This window comes from Ferrimonas balearica DSM 9799 (assembly GCF_000148645.1).
GTDB classification, from domain to species: Bacteria; Pseudomonadota; Gammaproteobacteria; order Enterobacterales; family Shewanellaceae; genus Ferrimonas; species Ferrimonas balearica.
The window spans coordinates 3,094,973-3,108,912 of the sequence record NC_014541.1; the positions used below are offsets into that span (position 1 = coordinate 3,094,973).

At 60.0% G+C, this 13,940-nt stretch carries 18 protein-coding genes; 8 read left to right on the forward strand and 10 right to left on the reverse strand.

Annotated features, from left to right (window positions below):
- Positions 1 to 8 precede the first annotated feature (8 nt).
- From hscB to trmJ, 6 genes are all read right to left on the reverse strand, one after another.
- Positions 9 to 524: a co-chaperone HscB gene (gene hscB / locus FBAL_RS14145; protein WP_013346265.1), complete on the reverse strand. Its 516-nt coding sequence runs from the start codon at positions 522 to 524 to the stop codon at positions 9 to 11.
- 2 nt (positions 525 to 526) lie between these two features.
- The gene (gene iscA, locus FBAL_RS14150; RefSeq protein ID WP_013346266.1) at positions 527 to 850 is read right to left on the reverse strand and encodes an iron-sulfur cluster assembly protein IscA; all 324 of its coding nucleotides are present in this window, start codon (positions 848 to 850) and stop codon (positions 527 to 529) included.
- Between the two features lie 19 nt (positions 851 to 869).
- Positions 870 to 1,253 carry a Fe-S cluster assembly scaffold IscU gene (gene iscU / locus FBAL_RS14155; RefSeq protein ID WP_013346267.1) on the reverse strand — a complete coding sequence of 128 codons (384 nt, stop codon included), beginning with the start codon at positions 1,251 to 1,253 and terminating at the stop codon, positions 870 to 872.
- 67 nt (positions 1,254 to 1,320) lie between these two features.
- Complete coding sequence (locus FBAL_RS14160) at positions 1,321 to 2,535, reverse strand: IscS subfamily cysteine desulfurase (RefSeq protein ID WP_013346268.1); 1,215 nt, start codon at positions 2,533 to 2,535, stop codon at positions 1,321 to 1,323.
- A 64-nt stretch (positions 2,536 to 2,599) separates the two neighbouring features.
- Positions 2,600 to 3,061 (reverse strand): Fe-S cluster assembly transcriptional regulator IscR, encoded by a 462-nt coding sequence (gene iscR, locus FBAL_RS14165; protein ID WP_013346269.1) that lies wholly within the window; start codon positions 3,059 to 3,061, stop codon positions 2,600 to 2,602.
- Positions 3,062 to 3,310: 249 nt separating this feature from the next.
- Positions 3,311 to 4,045: a tRNA (cytosine(32)/uridine(32)-2'-O)-methyltransferase TrmJ gene (gene trmJ / locus FBAL_RS14170; RefSeq protein ID WP_013346270.1), complete on the reverse strand. Its 735-nt coding sequence runs from the start codon at positions 4,043 to 4,045 to the stop codon at positions 3,311 to 3,313.
- A 201-nt stretch (positions 4,046 to 4,246) separates the two neighbouring features.
- Here trmJ and suhB point away from each other — a divergent pair, with 201 nt between their 5' ends.
- The 3 genes from suhB to FBAL_RS14185 all read left to right on the forward strand — a co-directional run bounded on the left by suhB (position 4,247) and on the right by FBAL_RS14185 (position 6,441).
- On the forward strand, positions 4,247 to 5,050 hold the full coding sequence (gene suhB / locus FBAL_RS14175; protein WP_013346271.1) for an inositol-1-monophosphatase: 804 nt from the start codon (positions 4,247 to 4,249) through the stop codon (positions 5,048 to 5,050).
- A 527-nt stretch (positions 5,051 to 5,577) separates the two neighbouring features.
- Positions 5,578 to 5,904, forward strand: a complete 327-nt coding sequence (locus FBAL_RS14180) for a nitrite reductase (NAD(P)H) small subunit (protein ID WP_013346272.1) — start codon at positions 5,578 to 5,580, stop codon at positions 5,902 to 5,904.
- A gap of 135 nt (positions 5,905 to 6,039) precedes the next feature.
- The gene (locus tag FBAL_RS14185) at positions 6,040 to 6,441 is read left to right on the forward strand and encodes a phosphate-starvation-inducible protein PsiE (protein ID WP_013346273.1); all 402 of its coding nucleotides are present in this window, start codon (positions 6,040 to 6,042) and stop codon (positions 6,439 to 6,441) included.
- A 3-nt stretch (positions 6,442 to 6,444) separates the two neighbouring features.
- On the opposite strand, the gene FBAL_RS14190 is transcribed toward FBAL_RS14185, so the two are convergent.
- Positions 6,445 to 6,687: a YecH family metal-binding protein gene (locus FBAL_RS14190; RefSeq protein WP_013346274.1), complete on the reverse strand. Its 243-nt coding sequence runs from the start codon at positions 6,685 to 6,687 to the stop codon at positions 6,445 to 6,447.
- Positions 6,688 to 6,790: 103 nt separating this feature from the next.
- Here FBAL_RS14190 and FBAL_RS14195 point away from each other — a divergent pair, with 103 nt between their 5' ends.
- The 5 genes from FBAL_RS14195 to FBAL_RS19990 all read left to right on the forward strand — a co-directional run bounded on the left by FBAL_RS14195 (position 6,791) and on the right by FBAL_RS19990 (position 11,677).
- Positions 6,791 to 8,473, forward strand: coding sequence for a sensor histidine kinase (locus FBAL_RS14195; RefSeq protein ID WP_013346275.1), 1,683 nt, complete (start codon positions 6,791 to 6,793; stop codon positions 8,471 to 8,473).
- On the forward strand, positions 8,470 to 9,186 hold the full coding sequence (gene btsR, locus FBAL_RS14200) for a two-component system response regulator BtsR (protein WP_013346276.1): 717 nt from the start codon (positions 8,470 to 8,472) through the stop codon (positions 9,184 to 9,186). The genes FBAL_RS14195 and btsR overlap by 4 nt, the downstream gene beginning before the upstream one ends.
- 87 nt (positions 9,187 to 9,273) lie before the next feature.
- A complete protein-coding gene (locus FBAL_RS14205) occupies positions 9,274 to 9,564 on the forward strand; it encodes an integration host factor subunit alpha (protein WP_013346277.1) in 291 nt (96 codons plus the stop codon).
- 289 nt (positions 9,565 to 9,853) lie between these two features.
- On the forward strand, positions 9,854 to 11,308 hold the full coding sequence (locus tag FBAL_RS14210) for a carbon starvation CstA family protein (RefSeq protein WP_013346278.1): 1,455 nt from the start codon (positions 9,854 to 9,856) through the stop codon (positions 11,306 to 11,308).
- A gap of 162 nt (positions 11,309 to 11,470) precedes the next feature.
- On the forward strand, positions 11,471 to 11,677 hold the full coding sequence (locus tag FBAL_RS19990) for a hypothetical protein (protein ID WP_013346279.1): 207 nt from the start codon (positions 11,471 to 11,473) through the stop codon (positions 11,675 to 11,677).
- Here the strand turns inward: FBAL_RS19990 and FBAL_RS19665 are convergent.
- The 3 genes from FBAL_RS19665 to secF form a co-directional block, all read right to left on the reverse strand.
- Positions 11,658 to 12,581, reverse strand: coding sequence for a precorrin-2 dehydrogenase/sirohydrochlorin ferrochelatase family protein (locus tag FBAL_RS19665; RefSeq protein WP_013346280.1), 924 nt, complete (start codon positions 12,579 to 12,581; stop codon positions 11,658 to 11,660). The two genes, FBAL_RS19990 and FBAL_RS19665, sit on opposite strands and share 20 nt — an antisense overlap.
- The gene (locus FBAL_RS14225; protein WP_013346281.1) at positions 12,581 to 12,889 is read right to left on the reverse strand and encodes a putative signal transducing protein; all 309 of its coding nucleotides are present in this window, start codon (positions 12,887 to 12,889) and stop codon (positions 12,581 to 12,583) included. Before FBAL_RS14225 ends, FBAL_RS19665 begins: the two co-directional genes overlap by 1 nt.
- Before the next feature lie 103 nt (positions 12,890 to 12,992).
- Positions 12,993 to 13,937, reverse strand: coding sequence for a protein translocase subunit SecF (gene secF / locus FBAL_RS14230; protein WP_013346282.1), 945 nt, complete (start codon positions 13,935 to 13,937; stop codon positions 12,993 to 12,995).
- Positions 13,938 to 13,940: the final 3 nt, after the last annotated feature.

Sequence of the window (13,940 nt, forward strand, 5' to 3'; positions counted from 1 at the left end):
TCCGTCGCTCACTGCGCCCACTGCTCTTCCAGCAGGGACAGCTCGTCTTCCAGTTTATGGATGAATTTGAGTTTTCGCACCGTGTCGGCGGCGCCATCCCACTGCTGCTCTGCGAATTGACGCTGGAACTCAGCGAACATCGCTTTGCGGTCGCCAGCCAGGCGGTCGGCCAGGTCCATGGCAGCGCTTTCGGGGTCGGCACTGTCGGGCAGTTCCGCCATCGCTTCGCGCAGCTCCAGCTGCTCCATCAGGAACATCGGGTCCTTGATGGTGGTGGACTCACCGCGCAGCTCCAGCCCGTTCAGGCGAAGCAGGTATTCGGCACGGCCAAGGGGCGATTTAAGAGTTTGGAAGGCGTCGTTGATTTCGGCGGTTTTCTGAACCGCCATCAGGCGTTCTTGCTCACGGGCAGAAGCGAAATTGTCAGGATGGACCGCCCGTTGCAGCTCGCGATAGCGGCTGGCCAGGGCGGCTCCGTCAATTTCGAAACCCAGAGGCAGGCCAAAGAGTTCGAAGTAGTTCATGGTCAGACGGTAAAGCTCTCGCCGCAACCACACTCCCCTTTGGCGTTGGGGTTCTCAAACTTGAAGCCCTCGTTGAGGCCCTCTTTGACGTAATCCACCTCGAGCCCGTCGAGATACACCAGGCTCTTGGCGTCAATGATGAGGTTGACCCCCTGGGCTTCGATCACCTCGTCGCCCGGGCTCAGGTCGTCAACGAACTCCAGCACGTAGGCCAGACCCGAACAACCAGAGGTTTTCAGACCCAACCGCAGGCCAATCCCCTTGCCCCGATTTTTCAGGTAGGTTTTGACGCGCTCAGCAGCGGCTTCGGTCAGCGAAATGCCCATGGGTACAACTCCAGCTTGATTACTTGTCTTGCTTGCTCTTGTAGTCCGCAATGGCCGCCTTAATGGCGTCCTCTGCCAGGATAGAGCAGTGAATTTTCACCGGCGGCAAGGCCAGCTCTTCAGCAATGGCGGTGTTCTTGATCTGCTCCGCTTCATCCAGGGTTTTACCCTTCACCCATTCGGTGACCAGGGAGCTGGAAGCGATGGCGCTGCCACAACCGTAAGTCTTGAACTTGGCGTCTTCAATCACGCCGCCTTCGCTGATCTTCAGTTGCAGCTTCATTACGTCACCACAAGCGGGCGCACCCACCATGCCGGTGGCCACGTTCGGGTCGTTCTTGTCGAACGAGCCAACGTTGCGCGGGTTTTCGTAGTGGTCGATAACTTTATCACTGTAAGCCATGACTAACTCCAATACTTACTCTGTTCGTGAGGGCGATCCCGCCTTAATGACGGGACCCCGAAAACCCTTAGTGGGCGGTCCATTCCACCTTGGACAGGTCAACCCCGTCCTTAAACATCTCCCACAGCGGGGACATGTCGCGCAGCTTACCGATGGCATCGTTGATGATGCTGACGGCGTAGTCCACTTCCTCTTCAGTGGTGAAGCGACCAATGGAGAATCGGATGGAGCTGTGTGCCAGCTCGTCGTTCAGGCCCAGGGCACGCAGCACGTAGCTCGGCTCCAGAGACGCTGAGGTACAGGCACTGCCGGAGGAGACGGCCAGGTCTTTCAGGGCCATGATCAGGGACTCACCTTCAACAAAGTTGAAGCTGACGTTGAGGTTACCGGCCACACGTTGCTCGATGTCACCGTTGACGTACACCTCTTCCATGTCCTTGATGCCGTTCCACAGACGGTTACGCAGCGCCAGGATGCGGTCGTTCTCAGACGCCATCTCGGCTTTGGCGATGCGGGCAGCTTCGCCCAGGCCCACGATCTGGTGGGTCGCCAGGGTGCCGGAGCGCATGCCGCGCTCGTGGCCACCGCCGTGCATCTGGGCTTCCAGACGAACGCGGGGCTTACGACGTACGTACAGGGCACCGATGCCCTTGGGGCCGTACATCTTGTGGCCGGAGATGGAGATCAGGTCGACCTTCATGGTTTTCACGTCCAGCGGGATCTTACCGGCGCTCTGAGCCGCATCCACGTGCAGCAGAATGCCTTTGGCGCGACACAGTTCGCCGATGGCGGCGATATCGTGGATCACACCGATCTCGTTGTTCACGTGCATGATGGAAACCAGAATGGTGTCTTCACGCATCGCTTCTTCGAAGCGGGTCAGCGGGATGATGCCGTTGGCGTCCGGCTCCAGGTAGGTCACTTCGTAACCTTCGCGCTCGAGCTGACGAGTGGTATCCAGTACCGCTTTGTGTTCGGTTTTGCTGGTGATGATGTGCTTGCCCTTCTTACCGTAGAAGTGGGCCACACCTTTGATCGCCAGGTTGTTGGATTCGGTTGCGCCGGAGGTGAAGACGATCTCGCGGGGATCGGCGTTGATCAGCTCAGCCACCTGGTTACGGGCCACGTCCACGGCCTCTTCGGCTTGCCAGCCAAAGCGGTGGGAGCGAGACGCCGGGTTACCAAAGTTACCGTCCGGGGTCAGGTATTTAATCATCTCCTCGGCGACACGGGGGTCGGTCGGAGTGGTGGCGGAATAATCAAAATAGATCGGGAGTTTCATCTTCTTCTCCGCTTGCGGGCCGGTCAAATGTGGTACCGGCGAAGTACAACATAAAAGCGTGTGTTCAGGCGCGAGCCTGAACCCGGGTCTGGGCCTGCTCTTGGCGCAGGCTGACCACCTGGACATCACGATTGGCCATCAAATCGGCCAGGCTGATGCCGTTCAAAAAACTGGAGATGCGATCACTGAGATCGCCCCACAATGAGTGGGTCAGGCACCGGGCGCCGCCCTGGCAATTGCTCTTGCCGTGGCAACGGGTGGCATCGACGGATTCATCCACCGCATGCACCACCATACCGACAGCGATCTCCGCCGCCGGACGGCCCAGCAGGTAGCCACCGCCTGGTCCACGAACACTGGACACCAGGCCATGCTTACGCAGCTTGGCGAACAACTGCTCCAGGTACGACAGGGAGATGCCCTGTCGCTCAGAGATGTCCGCCAGGGGCACCGGCCCTTCGGGGGAGTGCAGTGCCACGTCCAGGATGGCTGTCACCGCGTAGCGGCCTTTCGATGTGAGTCTCATGCCAACTTCCTTCCTACTGTCTGCCGCCCAGTCTACATACCCGACCATTTTAGTCAAGTATTAAACCCAGTAATCTACTCGGGATTATTTCAGGGAATACCCCGGCGGCGGGCCCGGGTATTTAACCCCATTGACCGCTCGGGATCAATGACCGAACCCGCGGGAATTGACCGATTACATCGACCGGTTTTTTGAACTGGATCACGGCATTGCGCCAACGCGGCGTGACAGGGCAGCAACTTCCTCGGTTCAACTGCCTTTTTTTCGACCAGTCGTCTTATCCACTGAGGTCAATACACCGCGAAGAATGGCCAGTTCGGTCTGCTCAGGACGAGCACGATTGAACAGGCGACGCAGCTTGTTCATCACCTGCCCGGGGTGGGCCTTAATGATAAAGCCGGTGTGGCTGAGGGTCTGTTCGAGGTGCTGGTACAGCCCCTCCATCTGGCCCTGAGTCGGGTATTCCACCTCGGCCTCCGGGCTGGGTTGCTCGGTCTGGGCCAGGTGAGCCATGCGGGTCTCATAGCTGAGCAGCTGCACCGCCTGGGCCAGGTTCAGGGAGCTGTATTCCGGGTTGGCGGGAATGCAGACGTGGTAATGGCACATCTGCAGCTCTTCATTACTCAGTCCGGAATTCTCACGGCCAAACACCAGCGCCACCGGGCCGGTGTTGGCTTCGCTGGCCAGTTTGACCCCGGCTTCACGGGCGTCCAGCATGGGCCAGCTCAGGGTGCGACTGCGCGCGCTGGTGCCAATAACCAGTGAGCAATCGGCAATGGCGGACGCCAGATCGTCGGTGACCACCAGATTCTTAAGCAGGTCAGAGGCGCCCGCGGCCAGCGCAATGGACTGGCCATCCGGCGCCACTTTGGGTTCCGCCAGGAACAGTTGGGACAGGCCCATGGTTTTCATGGCACGGGCGGCGGAGCCGATGTTGCCGGGGTGGGTGGTGCCCACCAGGACGATACGGACGTTACTGAGCATTCTCTGTGGCCGATAGGTCAATTTCTGTGGTGGCGGAGTCTACCACAGCCACCGTCTATGCTAGATATCTATCCAACGGAAAGCGGGCGCGTGTGATGCAGTCGCTTGCACTGGGTGGCAGTTGCGGGTAGTATTTTGCGCCCTGCCGCAGGCGAGTGCCTGAGCCCGGCTCACCGTTCTTTCACATCCTGGGGTATCGATATGCATCCGATGCTGAACATCGCTGTGCGCGCTGCGCGCAACGCGGGTAACGTTATTGCCCGTGCTTTTGAAGATCTGGACAAAGTAGAAGCCGAACAGAAAGGCCTCAACGATTTTGTCACCAACGTAGACCGGGATGCGGAACGCGCCATCGTGGCCACCATCCAAAAGGCCTACCCGAAGCACACCATCATTGGTGAAGAGTGCGGCACCATCACTGGCGAACACGACGAGTTCCAATGGATTATCGATCCCCTGGATGGCACCACCAACTTCATGAAGGGTATCCCCCATTTCGCCGTCTCCATTGCTCTGCAGATCAAGGGCAAGATTGAGCACGGCGTTATCTACGACCCGATCCGCAACGAACTGTTCTCCGCCAGCCGTGGCGCCGGCGTTCAGCTAAACGGCTACCGCATTCGTGTTGCCAACAAGCGTGACCTGAAAGGTACCATTCTGGGCACTGGCTTCCCGTTCAAGCAGCGTCAGCACATGGAACCCTACATGGCGATCTTCGCTGAGCTGTTCAACGACGTGGCCGACATGCGTCGCGCCGGTTCTGCTGCGCTGGACCTGGCCTACGTGGCTGCTGGCCGCCTGGACGGTTTCTGGGAGATCGGCCTGAAGCCGTGGGACATCGCCGCTGGTGAACTGATGGTTCGCGAAGCCGGTGGTCTGGTCAGCGACTTTGTGGGTGGCCACGGTCAACTGACCTCCGGCAACATCGTTGCTGGCGCCCCGAAAGTGACCGCTTCCATCGTCAGCAAGATGCGCGCGCACCTGACCGAATCCCTCAAGCGCTAAGCTTGGGATTCCAAAACATCAAAAAACGCCGTCCTGTGACGGCGTTTTTTTTATCTTCATTGCCAGGCCGTTCAGGCCGTGGTGCGGCGCTGACTGTGCCACCAGCGACTGGTTCGCATCAGCGCAAACCACCCCAGTAGCCCAAGCGCCACCACCGGCGCCGTCAACACACACAGCAACCCCACCCAAAACGCCGGCAATCGCCTCGGATGCAACCAACGCTGGTGACGTGTCGATTCGTTTTGCATAGCGCCCCCTGATCCCGCAGCCCTGTGACATTAAGCATGGACGAAAAAATGCCGGGCGCGAGGGCCCGGCCAATAACGAGAAGCCATGTGAAAAAGTCTGGCGCCGGATCGCTCCGACACCCGGCACTGTGCATCATCATGATGACATTGCCATGACACGGGGCCCCAAAACCGCGCAATGGCAACCCGCCAGCCACCGGGGCAAGCGAAAAGACGCACAATTTCAGTTGGTACGGCAATTGCTGACGGACAGGCAGAGGCCTTTTCTAGGAGAGTGTTATGCCGTGGATCCCGTTACCGCCCGCTGACCTGCCATCCCTGCCCAACCACTTGCAGCTGAGTCAGACGTTTCCGGACCTGTTGCTGTATCAGGACCCCTACAGCCACCGCCTCTACGCCATGCACAACCGCAACCCGCTGAACCTGGCCGAAGCGTTGATGGATGGGGTTGTGGTGCACCTTGGGGAGCATCCTGTACTGGCGATCGCCGACGCCCATTTCGCCCTGGCCACCGGCGATTGCCTGGAGCTGCCGGCAATGGCACTGCCGGTGGTGCCAACCCGGCGTTGGCAACAACAGATGGAGATCTACCTGCCGAGCCATTGATTGAGTTCGCTTTATTGACAGAAATCCCTCTCGGCTGCGGGCACCAATTCTGCGATTGCGATCACAACATCCGACGTGGGCAGTTACATCCCCTGCCAGTAAACTAGTTCTCAGTCAATCCAACGGATCGAGTCAATGAACGGACTGTATAAACGCTTCGGCAGCAAAAGCCTGAAGATCGCCGAACACGGCATCCTGATCATCATCTCCATCGCGACCCTGTTCGCCATCTTTGAAGAGGTGATGCTGATGTTTAACCGCGGCAGTGTCGAACTGGGCGACCTGCTGCTGCTGTTTATCTACCTGGAAGTGCTGGCCATGGTGGCCAACTATGCGGAGGTGGGGAAACTGCCTATCCGGATGCCAATCTACATCGCCATCGTGGCGTTGGCGCGTTACCTGATTCTGGATATGAAGGCGATGGACGACTGGCGGGTACTGGCGATCGCCTTCTCCGCGCTGGTGCTGGCCGCCGCGGTTATCGTGATCCGCTTTGGCCAGCTGAAACTGCCCTATCCGAAGGACAATATCGACTGATTCTCAGCCGTGATTGCAGACCCGGGCGGCGTTTACCTGGTAACCGTCGCCCAGCTGGGTCAGCTTGTCCCGCTCCAGCAAGAACGCCAGCAAGGCATCGGTGGTCAGTTCACTGGCCTTGCAGGTGTGAAAGCGCACCTCGGCACCGAATCGCTCGGCGGCCATCTCTTTGAGCTGCGCCAGGGTTTTCGGCTCTTCCGCTTCGGCAACCATGGCCAGAAACTCGTGGGCGTGTACACTGCTCATAAATCGCTCCTTATCAGTTAATGGGTAGATGATATGCATCTTTTTGGCTGGGTTCGGTGATCCCGCTCCGATTTCTGCATCATCCCCTGGGCCACACGCCTGCATGGAAAACCTCGATCTCATCATCAGCCTGACCCAACAGATGAGCCTCTACCTGGTATTGGCCTACCTGTTGACCAAAACCCCGGTGCTCCGCCCCATGGTGGACCTGGCGGTGCACCTGCCCCACAAGCTGATGCTCTACATGGCCTTTTCGCTGTTGTGCATCATGGGCACCTATTTTGGCGAAGCCACCCACGGCGCCATCGCCAACACCCGCGCCATCGGCGCCATCCTCTCCGGCCTGCTCGGCGGCCCGGTGGTGGGCACGCTGGTGGGGCTGACCGGCGGGCTGCATCGTTACTCCCTCGGTGGGTTTACCGACGTCGCCTGCGCCATCTCCACCACTGCAGAGGGGTTGTTGGCGGGCCTGATGCACCAGCGCCTGGTGCGCAAAGGCAACCTCGACCGGCTGTTCGACCCACGCCGGGTGGCATTGACCGCCCTGACCGCCGAAACCGTGCAGATGCTGATCATCCTTGCGGTGGCCCGTCCCTTTGATGAGGCACTGGCCCTGGTCAAGGTGATCGCATTGCCGATGATGCTGGTGAACTCCCTCGGTGCGGCGCTGTTTATGAGCATGATCCGCGACCAGCGGGCGATTGCGGAAAAGCTGTCGTCGGTGCACTCCGCCAAGGCCCTTAAGATTGCCGAGCGCACCGTCGGCGTGCTGGTGAATGGGTTTAATCAGGAAACCACCGCCAAGGTGGCACGCATCATCTTTGAAGAGACCAAAGTCAGCGCCGTGGCCATCACCGACCGTGAAAAGCTGCTGGCCTTTATCGGCACCGGGGCGGACCACCACATTCCCGGCACGCCCATCTCCTCGAAAATGACGCTGGAAGCGATCGCCACCAACCAGGTGGTGTTTGCCGATGGGGTCGAGCGCCCCTACCGCTGCTCGCTGTCCGACCACTGCCAGCTGGGCTCCAGCCTGATTGTGCCCCTGCGCAGCGAGAATGAGGTGATCGGCACCATTAAGCTGTACGAAACCAAAAAGCGGCTGTTCCTGAGCCTGAACCAGACATTGGGCGAGGGGATCGCCCGCCTGCTGTCGAACCAGATCCTGACCGGCCGTTACCTGGAACAGAAAAGCCTGCTGACCCAGGCTGAGCTCAAGCTGCTGCATGCCCAGGTCAACCCGCACTTCCTGTTTAACGCGCTCAACACCCTGGCCGCCATCACCCGGCGTTCGCCGGAGCAGGCGCGGGAGCTGATCCAACACCTGGCCGCATTCCTGCGGGGCAACCTCAAGCGGGGCACCGGCGAGATCACCCTGGCGGAGGAGCTGGAGCACATCCAGGCCTACCTCACCATCGAACAGGCCCGTTTCGGCGACCGCCTGCAGGTGTCAATTCAGGTGCCGGATGCCCTGCGTCACTGCCGACTGCCCACCTTCACCCTGCAGCCGCTGGTGGAGAACGCCATCAAGCACGGCACCTCCACCCTGCTGGAGCCGGGCAAAATCGAGATTGGCGCACGGCAAGAGCAGGAGACCCTCGCCCTCTGGGTCAGCGACAACGCCGGCGCCTATGAAGCCAAGAGCAGCTCAGATGGACTGGGCATGAACATCGTCGACCGCCGTATCAAGAATGAGTACGGTGAACAATATGGCGTGCAGGTGCACTGCGAACCGCAGGTGCGTACCGAGATTGAAGTGCGCCTGCCCAAGAGAGAACTGGCATGATTCGAACCCTGTTGATCGATGACGAACCGCTGGCCCGGGAGGAGCTGGCCATCCTGCTGGAACACCACGACGACATCGAGATCGTCGGCGAGGCCAATAACGCCATTGAGGGCATGGCCCAGATTAACCAGCTCAAACCGGATCTGGTGTTTCTCGACATCCAGATGCCCAAGATCACCGGTATGGAGATGCTGGCCATGCTCGACCCGGGCACCATGCCCCGGGTGGTGTTTGTCACCGCCTACGACCAGCACGCCGTCGCCGCGTTTGAAAAGAACGCCTTTGACTACCTGCTGAAGCCGGTGGTGGAGTCCCGCCTGGCCACCACACTTGAGCGGGTGCGGGCGGCGCAATCGCCCCAGCAGCCCCTGGCCGAGGTGCTGGGAGAAACCATCCGCCACCTGCCCTGCTATCAGCGTAACACCCTGAAAGTGGTACGGATGGAGCAGGTGGAGTACGTCTTTTCTGACCTCAGCGGCGTGCACGTAGCCACCGCCGCCGACACCAGCCACACCCAGCTCACCCTGAAGGTGCTGGAGGAGCGTTCGCCCCTGATCCGTTGCCACCGCCAGTATCTGGTGAACCCGGAGGCGATTGCTGCCATCCGGCTGCAGGAAGGGGGGTATGGCGAGATTGAAACCCACAGTGGCCAGAAGCTGCCGGTCAGCCGCCGCTATATGAAAGGGCTGAAACAAACCTTCGGATTTCAGTAGCCCTTGTGGCACATCGCCGTGCCCCGTCTACACTCAGATAACCCCTGCGGGGTGCATTTTGATGTGGTAATTGAGTGAGGTACTGGCATGTCTCTGACCAAGGCGGACTTAACCGCCCACCTGGTCGACCATCTTCACCTCAAGGTCACCGACGCTAAGGTGCTGGTGGACACTTTCTTTGAGGAGATCCGACATACCCTTGAAAAGGGTGAAGAGGTCAAGCTAAGTGGATTCGGTGTGTTTCATCTGAGAGACAAAAACCCCAGGCCGGGACGGAACCCGAAAACCGGTGAAGAACATGAGATCACGGCCAGGCGGGTCGTGACCTTTGCCGCAGGGGGCAAGCTTAAAGGGCGGGTAGCCACCCTAAAAGCCTGAATCACAACGCCGCGGTTTCCGCGGCGTTGTCTTTATGGGCAGAACCAAACCGCTTATCCCCCATTTTCTGCCACTCACTGCGCCAGCCTGCCGCTCGCCCTCCCCTACCACCGCTCGGGTGAAAAATCCTTCCGCTTAGCTGAACGAAACGCCGTTTACCGGTTTGGCCGAACCGCTTATCGCCGGATAGTGCCGCTCAACCAGTGTTGGCAACCGCTCGACAGATAGCACAGGAATGAGCGCGATTCAGTCAGTAAACTGCCGCTAATCTCATTCGAGGACAATAACAATGCTCTGGTTCTTCACTTGCGTTGGCCTGCTGATCGGCGGCTACTTCATCTACGGCGCCTTCATCGAGAAGGTGTTTGGCATCAACGAACAGCGCCAGACTCCGGCGCACACCAAAACCGACGGCGTGGACTACGTGCCCATGTCCAAGAACAAGGTGTACCTGGTTCAGCTGCTCAACATCGCCGGTGTCGGTCCGATCTTCGGCCCGATCATGGGTGCCCTGTACGGCCCGGCCGCACTGCTGTGGATCGTTATCGGCTGTGTCTTCGCCGGTGCCGTTCACGACTACTTCTCCGGTATGCTGTCCGTGCGTAACGGCGGTGCCTCCGTACCGTCCATCGTGGGCAAGTACCTGGGCAACGGCGCCAAGCACTTTATGAACCTGTTTGCGATTGTCCTGCTGCTGCTGGTGGGTGTGGTGTTCGTTTCCGCGCCGGCTGGCATGATCACTAGCCTGATCAACGAGCAAACCAGCATGACCGTCAGCCTGGGCATGATGGTGGCCGTTATCTTCGCGTACTACGTGATCGCCACCATCGTTCCGGTGGACAAGATCATCGGTCGCTTCTACCCCTTCTTCGGCGCCCTGCTGATCTTCATGTCCGTTGGCCTGATTGGCGCGCTGATCGTCTCCAGCGAGCACAGCCTGATGGCGGGTTACCAGGTGAGCGACATGTTCACCAACATGAACCCGAACGACATGCCGCTGTGGCCTGCCCTGTTCATCACCATCGCCTGTGGTGCCATCTCCGGCTTCCACGCCACTCAGTCTCCGCTGATGGCGCGCTGCATGGAGAACGAGAAGAACGGCCGTTTCGTGTTCTACGGAGCCATGATTGGTGAGGGTGTGATTGCCCTGATCTGGTGTGCCCTGGCCCTGTCCTACTTCCCGGACGTACAGTCTCTGGCCGAAGCCGTGAAGAACGGCGGCCCGGGTAACGTGGTGTACTCCGCTTCCTTCGGCCTGCTCGGCGTGTTCGGCGGCATCATCGCCTTCCTGGGTGTGGTGATTCTGCCCATCACCTCCGGTGACACCGCGTTCCGCTCCAGCCGTCTGATTCTGGCTGAGTACTTCAACATGGAGCAGACCAGCATCAAGAACCGCCTGGTGATTGCTGCCCCGCTGTTCGCCATCGGTGCGGTACTGACCCAAGTGGACTTCGGCATCATCTGGCGCTACTTCGGTTTCGCCAACCAGCTGACCGCCGTCATGATGCTGTGGACCGCCAGCGCCTACCTGGCCCGTGCTGACAAGCTGCACTGGATCACCACCATCCCGGCCATGTTTATGACCTCGGTCGTGACCACCTTCATCCTCAACAACGCCACCCTGGGCTTTGGTCTGGATATGACCATCTCCACCGCCTGTGGCGTACTGACCGCTGCCGTTGTGGCCTTCGTTGTCACCAACGTTATCGGTAAGCAGGCACTGCCGGCTGATGCGGAAGCCTAATCCCGCAGACTGAGTCAAACGCAAAAACGGAGCCAGCTGGCTCCGTTTTTTTGTGCCCTTTCGGCACGGGGTTTGTCTTCGCTTTGTCACTGCTGCGCCGCCAAACCGTCATTGACCGACGCCAGACTGCGCCCGTGTTTTATCAAGACCGGTTGACCCGCCATGCCATCACCTGACATCGACCTGACCGCCACCACCGACGCCAGCCGCACTGACCACTGGAAGGTGGAAGGGATATGGCGGGGCCCGCAAGGGAGCGCCCGAGACATTCGCCACTTCCGTGGCAGCCGCAGCCATGTGGAGCGGGTGCTTACCCGTCTGGAGGGAAAAGGTCGGCTGCTGCGTCGCCTCAGTCTGCAGCCAGCGTGATCGCACCAGGGGTGAACCGCCCCGGCTTAAGTTGGGCCAGCTCAGTGGCGTACTGCGCCTGCTCCGCTGCGCTCAGCACCAGCAGGATTTGCTCGCCTTCACTCAGCTTTGCGGCAAAGTCGGTTTCGGGAGAGAACCGGTGTCGCTCGGCATCCCGTCGACAGAAACGTTCCAACGAATCAGGCAAAGGTTGCGTGCTGTAAAGCCCATCCAGGCCCTGTAGCACCTCCAGCGAGGCGATGGGCAACCGGGTAGGGTCAGAGGCCGGGTCTATTAGCCAACAGCGTCCTGGGGCGTTCTGGCCCCGTTCTGCTCGGCTCAGCCGTGCTGGTGTGTGTTCATCCCAGTTCAATCCATTGTCACTGAGAAAACGCTGCCACACCGCTCTGGGTTGCGCCTGTTCCCGCATCACCCGGGGTCGCTGCTCGCCGATAAAGCGCGCCAACCGACCCAGGGTGGCCGGCAACACCCCCTCCAGCAACGCCCGCAGGCTGCGCACCAGCACCGGGGCCCCGCCTTCGCTGCCGATGGCCACCACCACGGGAGCCCGGTCCACAATGGCCGGGGTAATGACGCTGCAGGCTTCGGGGTCATCCACCACGTTCACCCATAATCCCCGGGCGCGGGCGTGTTCACTGACGGTGCGATTGAGGGCGGGATCATCGGTGGCGGTGATCACCCCCTGGTGACCATTGAGCTGCTGATCATGGTAGAACTGGGCCAGATGGCGGATTCGACCGCTGCGGATAAGGGTCTCGATGGCGGGCACAATGCGCGGTGCAATTACGGTGAGGTGGGCTTCGGTTCGGCTCCATAACGCCAGCTTTCGGGCCGCCACTTCGCCACCGCCAATCACCACCACCGACAGATTCTGGGTGTCATGGAACAGGGGGAAGTAACGCATCAGGCCTCCGGCTCGGCGCCACAGCGCCAGCACACCTCGAAATGGCCATCATTTTGTTCACCACAGGCGGCACACTGCCACGGCGCCAGCTCCTGCTGATAGCGTTGCAGCAGGGTCAGGGCCTCGCTCTGGTGACGGCGCTCCACCAGCAGGCGCACCTCCTGGCTTTCCACCGGTAACTCACCGGCTGCACCGCCGAGCGCTTCTCCCAGCACCCGCACGAGAATGCCGTGCTGTTCCAGGTAACCTTTGACAGCATGGGCTTCGATCATATTGGCTGCGCGATACAGCTCGACATAACTATCCATGTGGACTTCATCTCCTTGTCGCATGGATGACGGCATTACCCCATCCGGGCCAGCTAACAAAAAGCCACCCCGAGGGGTGGCTTGTCAAGTGACTTCGCAAAAGTCAGGGGATCAGCGGGTCCTGATCCGCCCCTTCCTTCTCGACCTGCACCGGCAGCATGTGCTCGCGGGTCAGGCCCAGGCGGATGGAAGCGTAGCTGGCCACGTAGATAGAGGAGTAGGTACCCACACCAATACCCAGCAGCAGCGCCGTGGCAAAACCGTGGATCATGGTGCCGCCCAGCAGGAACAGGGCCACCACTACCGCCAGCGTGGTGCCGGTGGTGATGATGGTACGGCTCATGGTCTGGGTTACGGAGGTGTTCACCACGTGTTCCGGGCTGCCCTTACGCATCTTGCGGAAGTTTTCACGAACCCGGTCAAACACCACGATGGTATCGTTCAACGAGTAACCCACCACCGCCAACAGCGCGGCCAGTACGGTCAGGTCAAACTCCATCTGCAGTAGCGAGAACACACCCAGGGTCACGATCACGTCGTGCGCCAAAGCGATTACGGCACCCAGTGCCAGACGCCATTCAAAGCGCGCTGCCACGTAGGCGAGGATACAGATCAGCGCCACCAGTACGGCCAGGCCGCCCTGCTCCGCCAGCTCTTTACCCACCTGCGGGCCGACAAACTCTACCCGCTTGATCTCGGCGCCATTGCCCAGACCCTTAGCGGCGGCTTCCACCTTGGTCACCAGCTCGTTGCCTTCGCCGGCTTTCGGTGGAATGCGGACGATCAGGTCACGGGCGCTACCGAACTGCTGCACCACGGCGCCTTCGATATCCTGCCCTTCGACCGCACGACGCAGGTCAGCGGGGGAGACCGCTTTGCCGTAGTTCACCTCGATAACGTAACCGCCGGTGAAATCCAGACCCCAGTTGATGCCGCGCACACCCAGGCTGACCAGAGAGGCCACCACCAGAACGATCGACAACAGGCTCACCACCTTGGCGTGCTTCAGGAAGTCGATGGTGCCTTTGACTTTTAATAGCTCAAACATCAC

Coding starts and splice junctions, on each gene's coding strand:
- FBAL_RS14195 (WP_013346275.1), top strand. CDS start 6,791: ATGGAAAACCTCGATCTCATCATCAGCCTGACCCAACAGATGAGCCTC.
- secF (WP_013346282.1), bottom strand. CDS start 13,937: ATGTTTGAGCTATTAAAAGTCAAAGGCACCATCGACTTCCTGAAGCAC.
- iscA (WP_013346266.1), bottom strand. CDS start 850: ATGGGCATTTCGCTGACCGAAGCCGCTGCTGAGCGCGTCAAAACCTAC.
- suhB (WP_013346271.1), top strand. CDS start 4,247: ATGCATCCGATGCTGAACATCGCTGTGCGCGCTGCGCGCAACGCGGGT.
- btsR (WP_013346276.1), top strand. CDS start 8,470: ATGATTCGAACCCTGTTGATCGATGACGAACCGCTGGCCCGGGAGGAG.
- FBAL_RS14160 (WP_013346268.1), bottom strand. CDS start 2,535: ATGAAACTCCCGATCTATTTTGATTATTCCGCCACCACTCCGACCGAC.
- iscR (WP_013346269.1), bottom strand. CDS start 3,061: ATGAGACTCACATCGAAAGGCCGCTACGCGGTGACAGCCATCCTGGAC.
- hscB (WP_013346265.1), bottom strand. CDS start 524: ATGAACTACTTCGAACTCTTTGGCCTGCCTCTGGGTTTCGAAATTGAC.
- FBAL_RS19665 (WP_013346280.1), bottom strand. CDS start 12,581: ATGCGTTACTTCCCCCTGTTCCATGACACCCAGAATCTGTCGGTGGTG.
- trmJ (WP_013346270.1), bottom strand. CDS start 4,045: ATGCTCAGTAACGTCCGTATCGTCCTGGTGGGCACCACCCACCCCGGC.
- iscU (WP_013346267.1), bottom strand. CDS start 1,253: ATGGCTTACAGTGATAAAGTTATCGACCACTACGAAAACCCGCGCAAC.
- FBAL_RS14190 (WP_013346274.1), bottom strand. CDS start 6,687: ATGAGCAGTGTACACGCCCACGAGTTTCTGGCCATGGTTGCCGAAGCG.
- FBAL_RS14180 (WP_013346272.1), top strand. CDS start 5,578: ATGCCGTGGATCCCGTTACCGCCCGCTGACCTGCCATCCCTGCCCAAC.
- FBAL_RS19990 (WP_013346279.1), top strand. CDS start 11,471: ATGCCATCACCTGACATCGACCTGACCGCCACCACCGACGCCAGCCGC.
- FBAL_RS14210 (WP_013346278.1), top strand. CDS start 9,854: ATGCTCTGGTTCTTCACTTGCGTTGGCCTGCTGATCGGCGGCTACTTC.
- FBAL_RS14185 (WP_013346273.1), top strand. CDS start 6,040: ATGAACGGACTGTATAAACGCTTCGGCAGCAAAAGCCTGAAGATCGCC.
- FBAL_RS14205 (WP_013346277.1), top strand. CDS start 9,274: ATGTCTCTGACCAAGGCGGACTTAACCGCCCACCTGGTCGACCATCTT.
- FBAL_RS14225 (WP_013346281.1), bottom strand. CDS start 12,889: ATGGATAGTTATGTCGAGCTGTATCGCGCAGCCAATATGATCGAAGCC.